Origin of the sequence: Isoptericola variabilis (assembly GCF_050311655.1) — a bacterium.
In the GTDB taxonomy this organism is placed as follows: Bacteria; Actinomycetota; Actinomycetes; order Actinomycetales; family Cellulomonadaceae; genus Isoptericola; species Isoptericola variabilis.
In genome coordinates, this window is sequence record NZ_JBNOZM010000013.1 from 22952 (window position 1) to 28951 (window position 6000).

At 75.7% G+C, this 6000-nt stretch carries 8 protein-coding genes; 6 read left to right on the forward strand and 2 right to left on the reverse strand.

From position 1 onward, the window contains the following. The first annotated feature begins 85 nt into the window (after positions 1–85). The 5 genes from ACQP60_RS20820 to ACQP60_RS20840 all read left to right on the forward strand — a co-directional run bounded on the left by ACQP60_RS20820 (position 86) and on the right by ACQP60_RS20840 (position 4237). On the forward strand, positions 86–1024 hold the full coding sequence (locus tag ACQP60_RS20820) for an amidohydrolase family protein (RefSeq protein ID WP_429736546.1): 939 nt from the start codon (positions 86–88) through the stop codon (positions 1022–1024). Continuing rightward, positions 1021–1797, forward strand: a complete 777-nt coding sequence (locus ACQP60_RS20825) for an SDR family NAD(P)-dependent oxidoreductase (protein WP_429736548.1) — start codon at positions 1021–1023, stop codon at positions 1795–1797. The genes ACQP60_RS20820 and ACQP60_RS20825 overlap by 4 nt, the downstream gene beginning before the upstream one ends. Then, positions 1794–2813, forward strand: coding sequence for an aldo/keto reductase (locus tag ACQP60_RS20830; protein ID WP_429736550.1), 1020 nt, complete (start codon positions 1794–1796; stop codon positions 2811–2813). The genes ACQP60_RS20825 and ACQP60_RS20830 overlap by 4 nt, the downstream gene beginning before the upstream one ends. 88 nt (positions 2814–2901) lie before the next feature. Further along, a complete protein-coding gene (locus ACQP60_RS20835; RefSeq protein WP_429736552.1) occupies positions 2902–3786 on the forward strand; it encodes a fumarylacetoacetate hydrolase family protein in 885 nt (294 codons plus the stop codon). Between the two features lies 1 nt (position 3787). Further along, positions 3788–4237, forward strand: a complete 450-nt coding sequence (locus ACQP60_RS20840; protein WP_429736554.1) for an RbsD/FucU domain-containing protein — start codon at positions 3788–3790, stop codon at positions 4235–4237. Here ACQP60_RS20840 and ACQP60_RS20845 read toward each other — a convergent pair. Together ACQP60_RS20845 and ACQP60_RS20850 are read right to left on the reverse strand one after the other, a co-directional pair. Further along, a complete protein-coding gene (locus ACQP60_RS20845; protein WP_429736556.1) occupies positions 4206–4553 on the reverse strand; it encodes an STAS domain-containing protein in 348 nt (115 codons plus the stop codon). The two genes, ACQP60_RS20840 and ACQP60_RS20845, sit on opposite strands and share 32 nt — an antisense overlap. Before the next feature lie 118 nt (positions 4554–4671). Then, entirely contained in the window at positions 4672–5370 is a 699-nt protein-coding gene (locus tag ACQP60_RS20850) for a FadR/GntR family transcriptional regulator (RefSeq protein WP_429736558.1), read from the reverse strand. Between the two features lie 104 nt (positions 5371–5474). Here ACQP60_RS20850 and ACQP60_RS20855 point away from each other — a divergent pair, with 104 nt between their 5' ends. Continuing rightward, positions 5475–5858 carry a DUF4440 domain-containing protein gene (locus ACQP60_RS20855; protein ID WP_429736560.1) on the forward strand — a complete coding sequence of 128 codons (384 nt, stop codon included), beginning with the start codon at positions 5475–5477 and terminating at the stop codon, positions 5856–5858. Positions 5859–6000 lie beyond the last annotated feature (142 nt).

Here is a 6000-nt window from a genome sequence, read left to right on the forward strand (position 1 = left end):
GACTACTCGGCGCGGACGGTGGTGGCGCAAGCGGTCGGGACGCCTATACATTAGATGAATCAGTCCGCAGGCCGAGGGAGTCCGGATGTCCGACGTCGTCGTCGACGCGCACCACCACCTGTGGGTCCGCGCGCGGCACCCGCAGGACTGGATCGACCCCGCGAGCATGGCCGCCATCGACGCCGACTTCACCGTCGCGGACCTCCCCGCCGCCGCCCACGGCATCGACGCCACCGTCGTCGTGCAGAGCGTGAGCACATGGGCCGAGACCGAGGACCTGCTCGACGTCGCCGCCTCGCCCGAGGGGCGCGCCGCGCGCGTCGCGGGGGTCGTGGGCTGGGCCGACCTGTTCGACCCGGCGCTCGAGGACCGCCTCGCCGCGCTGCGCGAGGGGCCCGGCGGCGACCGTCTCGTCGGCATCCGCACGATGGTGCAGGCCGAGGCCGACCCGGGCTACCTCGACCGGCCCGACGTGCACGCCGGCATCGCCGCCGTCGGCGCCGCGGGCCTGCCCTTCGACCTGGTGGTGCGCGCCGACCAGCTCCCGTCGTGCGCCCGCCTCGCCGCGGCGCTGCCCGGCACCCGGTTCGTGCTCGACCACCTCGCCAAGCCGCCCCTCGCGGCGCTGCCTAGCGGCGTCGGCCACCCCGGGGACCCGGCCGCCCTGGACGCCTGGCGCCGCGACCTGGCGGCGCTCGCGGCCCGGCCGAACGTCGTCGCGAAGCTGTCCGGCCTGGTCACCGAGGCGCGCTGGGACGCATGGACCACCGAGGACCTGCGCCCCGCCGCCGACCACGCGCTCGACGTCTTCGGCCCGGGCCGTCTCCTGCTCGGCAGCGACTGGCCCGTCTGCCTGCTCGCCTCCGGCTACGGGCGCTGGCTCGCCGCCGCCGACGAGCTGCTCGCCTCCCTGTCCGACGACGAGCGTGCCGCCGTGCGCGGCCGCACCGCCGTCGCCACCTACGGGCTCGACACCTCCGGGTTCGACGTCCAGCCCGCCACCACGACGAAGGAGTACCCGTGAGCAGTGCCGATCTCCCGCCGGAGTTCGCCGGCATCCGCGCCATCGTGACCGGAGGGGCGTCCGGCATCGGCGCCTGCGTCGTGCGCGCGCTGCTCGCGCGCGGCGCGCAGGTGGTCGCGATCGACCGCACGCGGGACGGCGTGCCCGAGGGGGCCGCGGCCGAGGTCGCCGACGTCACGGACGACGCGGCCGTGCGGGCCGCGGTCGCGGCGGCGGCCGAGACGCTGGGCGGCATCGACGTCGTCGTGAACAACGCCGGCATCGGCGCGCAGGGCACGGTGGCGGACAACGACGACGCCGAGTGGCTGCGGGTGCTCGACGTCAACGTGCTCGGCATCGTGCGCGTGACGCGGGCGGCGCTGCCGCACCTGCGGGCGTCGGAGCACGCGGCCGTCGTGAACACCGCGTCGATCGCGTCGTGGTCCGGGCTGCCGCAGCGCGCCCTGTACTCGGCGAGCAAGGGCGCCGTGCAGGCGCTCACCCTCGCGATGGCGGCCGACCACGTGCGCGAGGGCATCCGCGTGACCTGCGTGAACCCGGGCACCGTGGACACCCCGTGGGTGGGTCGCCTGCTCGACGCCGCGCCCGACCCGGCGGCCGAGCGGGCCGCCCTCGAGGCGCGCCAGCCCACCGGGAGGCTGGTGAGCCCGGAGGCCGTGGCGCACGCCGTCTGCTACCTCGCGAGCCCGCTCGCCACGGCGACCACCGGCACCGCGCTCGCCGTCGACGGCGGCATGCACGAGCTGCGGGTGCGTCCGCCGGAGCAGGCGTGACCGCGAGCGGGGCCGTGCTGCCCTCCCGGGAGGTGCGCGGCACGGGGGTCCGTCTCACGAGCCTCGGCTACGGCGCCGCGCAGGCGGGCAACCTCTACCGGGCGACGACGGACGCGGAGACCCAAGAGGCGGTCGACGCCGCGTGGGACGCCGGGGTCCGGTACTTCGACACGGCGCCGCACTACGGGCTCGGGCTGTCGGAGCGGCGGCTCGGGGCGAGCCTGGCGGCGCGGCCGCGGGACGAGTACGTCGTGTCGACCAAGGTGGGGCGCGTGCTCGTGCCGTCGCCGGAGACGGCGCACGAGAAGGACCCGGACATGTTCGACGTGCCCGCCGCGAGCCGGCGGGTGTGGGACTTCTCCCGCGACGGCGTGCTGCGGTCGCTGGAGGCGAGCCTGGAGCGCACCGGCCTGGACCGCGTGGACGTCGTGTACCTGCACGACCCCGACGACCACGAGGAGCAGGCGTTCGCCGAGGCCGTGCCCGCGCTGGTGGAGCTGCGCGAGCAGGGCGTGGTCCGCGCGATCGGCGCGGGCATGAACCAGTCCGCGATGCTCGCGCGGTTCGTCGCCGAGGCCGACGTGGACGTCGTGATGTGCGCCGGGCGGTTCACGCTGCTGGAGCAGCCGGCGCTCGCCGACCTGCTGCCGGCGGCCGCCGCGCGCGGGGCGTCCGTCGTCGTCGCCGGCGTCTACAACTCCGGGCTGCTCGCTCGCGAGGTCGTGCCCGACGACGCGACGTACGACTACGCCCCCGCGCCGGCCGCGCTGCTCGACCGCACCCGCCGGATCGCCGCCGCGTGCGCCGACCACGGCGTCACCCTGCCGCAGGCCGCGCTCGCCTACGTGCGGACGCACCCGGCCGTGGCGAGCACCGTCGTCGGGCTCCGCACCGCCGACCAGGTGCGCCAGGCGGTGGACCGGCACGCCGCCGTCGTCCCCGCCGACCTGTGGACCGACCTGGTGGGCCGCGGGCTGCTCGCCCCCGAGGCCCACCCCGACGCGTTCGCCTCGTAACCCCGGTATCGCATGGCGGGACGGACGTGACCGGCCCGCGCCCCGGGCGCATGATCGAGGCGCCCCCCAGAGAGAACAGAGGACACCGATGCAGCTGCTCCGCCTGGGCCCGGTGGGCCAGGAGATCCCCGCCGTCACGCACGACGGCGCCACCTACGACCTGCGGCCGCTGACCGGCGCCGCCGGGGACGTCGACGGCGCGTTCCTCGCCGCCGACGGCATCGCCCGCACGCGGGCCGCGCTCGCCGCGGGCGAGCTGCCCGTGCTCGACGGCGCGGACGCCCTGCGCCGCGGCGCCCCGATCGCCCGGCCGACCGCCGTCGTCTGCGTGGGCCAGAACTACGCCGCCCACGCGCGCGAGTCCGGCGCCGAGCCGCCGCGACTGCCGATCATCTTCTTCAAGCACCCCAACACGGTGGTCGGCCCCGACGACACGGTGCCGATCCCGCCCGGCTCGGACAGGGTCGACTGGGAGGTGGAGCTCGCGATCGTCGTCGGGAAGCAGGCGAGCTACCTGCCGTCGGTCGACGTCGCGCTCGAGCACGTCGCCGGGTACACCGTGGTCGACGACGTGAGCGAGCGGGCCTGGCAGCTCGACGACTCGCTCGGCCAGTGGTCGAAGGGCAAGTGCGGCCCCGCGTTCCTGCCCACGGGCCCGGCGCTGGTGCCCGCCGACGAGGTGGACACCCGCGACCTGCGCCTGCGCTCGTCCGTCAACGGCGAGCCCCGCCAGGACTCGTCCACGGCCGACATGATCTTCGGCGTCGCCGAGATCGTGCACCACCTGTCGCAGTACATGACGCTCGAGCCGGGCGACCTCGTCTGCACCGGCACCCCCGAGGGAGTCGCGCTGTCCGGCCGGTTCCCGTACCTGGCCGACGGCGACGTCGTCGAGGTCGAGATCGACGGGCTCGGCCGCCAGCGGCACGCGTTCGCCGACGCGCGTGTCCCCGCCGCGGCCGGCCAGGCCTGACGTGCTGCGCTACGAGCTGTTGCACCCGGGCCTCGTCGCGGCGCTCGCCGCGGCGGGGCACGGGTCGCGCGTGCTGCTGGCCGACGCGAACTACCCGCACTCCACCGGCGCGCGGCCCGGCGCCGCGCGCGTGCACCTCAACCTGCGCCCCGGCCTCCTGACCGTGGACCAGGTGCTCGAGGTGCTGCTCGACGCCGTGCCCGTCGAGTCCGCCGCCGTCATGGTGCCCGGCGGCGTGGCGGGCGACGTCGTCGCCGCGGGGGAGGAGATCCCCGCGCACACCGGCTACCGGGCGATGCTCGGGCCCGACGTCGGCTGGGACGAGCTGGACCGCTTCGCGTTCTACGACGCCGCCCGGTCGGACGACGTCGCCGTCCTGGTCGCCACCGGCGACCAGCGCGTCTACGCCAACCTGCTGCTCACCCTCGGGGTGCGGACCCCGTCCGCGTAGCGTCGTCGAGGGGCTCCGACGGGTCGGCGTCGACGAAGTCGACCAGCATGTCGAAGCTCATCATCTCGAAGATCTCGCGGACCAGCTGCGGAGCGCCGACCACCTGCGGGCGCGGGCCGTTCTCGCACGCGAGGACCACGAGACGCACCCCCGACGAGTCGATGAACGTGACCCGGCGCATGTCGAGGACCTTGCGGCCCTCGCCGGCGGCCTCCAGGGTGGCGTAGGCCTCGTGCGCGACCGCGACGTCGATCTCGCCCCACATCTCCCACCGTCGTCCGTCGTCGCTGAGGGTGATTCCTCCGTGGGCGCCCAAGGCCGTTCCTCTCACGCGCGTCTCCCGCTGGTGACCGGTGGCTCGATCACAGGTGTCGGCCAGTCTAGGCGGCCTGGTCCTGCTCGCCGCGCCGTGGCCCGGGACAGGGCCCGGAGGGTCAGTCGTCCGTGACGTCCGTCGCGGGGAGGGTCTCCTCGACGTCGAGGAGGTGCGCGGCCATGCGCACGCGCGCGGCCTCGGCGTCGCCGGCGGCCAGCGCGCGCCAGACGGCCTCGTGGTCGCGCTGGGTGCGCTCCTCGGCACCCTCCTCGTGGCGGCCGCGCCACAGGCGTTCGCGGAACGTGCGGCCCGCGATCGCCTCGACGAGCGCGGTGGCGACGGGGTTGCCGCCCTGCTCGGCGACGATGCGGTGGAACGCGGTGTCGGCCTCGATGAACGCCGCGTGGTCGACGTCGTCCTGCGCCAGGGTGCTCGCGGCTCGCTCGAGGACGCCGCGGGCCTCCTCGAGGGCCTCGGGGGTGATGCGGTGGGCGGCCAGGCCGGCGGCCTCGGTCTCGAGCACGCGGCGGACGGCGTGGAACGGGCGGGCGCTGGTGTCGCCGTGCAGGTCCACGACGAACTGCAGCGAGGACATGAGCCGGGCAGGGTCGAGGCTGGTGACGTAGGTGCCGTCGCCCTGCCGCGTGTCGAGGACGCCGAGCACGGTGAGGGCGCGCACGCCCTCGCGCAGGGACCCGCGCGAGACGCCGAGCCGCTCGGCGAGGTCCTTCTCCACGGGGAGCCGATCGCCGGGGCCGAGCTCGCCGTCGGTGATCATGCGGCGCACGCCGGCGACGACCTCATCGGTACGGGACATGCCCTGGATTATGGCCCCTCCCACCCTCCGGGCGCACGGATTCCTCCGATGAATCCGGGGAGTCGCCCCGTGCGGGGCGCCGCCGCGCTCCGTAGCCTGGCGCGATGGTGGACCTCACGCTCGACCGGCTGCTCGACCTCGAACGCCGGGGGTGGGACGCGTTGTGCGGGAGCACCGGCGGCGCGTTCTACGGCGCCCTCATGACGCCGTCGGCCCTCATGGTGCTCGTGGACGGCTCGGTGCTCGACCGCGACGCCGTCGTCGCCTCGCTCGACGGCGCCCCGCCGTGGGACTCCTACGACCTGCACGACGTGCGCCGCGTGGGCCTCGCCGACGGTGCCGGCGGTGCCGACGGTGCTGCCGCGCTCGTCTACCGCGCCCGGGCCGTGCGGGGCGACGACCCGCCGTTCGTCGCCCTCATGGCCAGCACCTACGTCGTCGTCGACGGCGAGCCGCGCCTGGCCCTCTACCAGCAGACAGCGCTGTGAGCGGGCGTCTGGCCCTGTTTCCCGACGGAAACGGGGCCAGACGCCCGCTCACAGCGGTGGGGTGTCGTCAGGCGGGGACGATGAGTCCGGCGGTCTGGGTGCGGGCGCGCTGCAGGCGGGCGGCGACGTCCTGCCAGTTCGC